The sequence below is a fragment of the Xenorhabdus indica genome (genome assembly GCF_014467235.1).
Taxonomy (GTDB): domain Bacteria; phylum Pseudomonadota; class Gammaproteobacteria; order Enterobacterales; family Enterobacteriaceae; genus Xenorhabdus; species Xenorhabdus indica.
In genome coordinates, this window is record NZ_NKHP01000135.1 from 1 (window position 1) to 246 (window position 246).

The following is a 246-nucleotide window of genomic DNA, read 5'->3' on the forward strand; positions in this document are numbered from 1 at the left end:
ACACTGTTAATATATGCAGTGGTGTTATTTTCCGAGTCTGGCGCATAGCGGTTGATGATTTTAGAGACGCTGTTGTGCCCGCCTTTATGGTAATTACACAGCAACTTCATCAGTGCCCGAATACCATATTCCGCAGATTCAAACCGACAGAACCGCTTTTCAATCTTCGGGTCATGCTGCAATTGACCTTGCCACTTATTCTTCGGGTTATGATCAATATTGCCGGGGTTGTTATTGCGAATGCCT

1 pseudogene is annotated in these 246 nt (G+C 44.7%); it reads right to left on the minus strand.

The features are described from left to right. A pseudogene (locus Xind_RS25515) lies at positions 1-246 on the minus strand (structural protein); the annotation flags it as partial.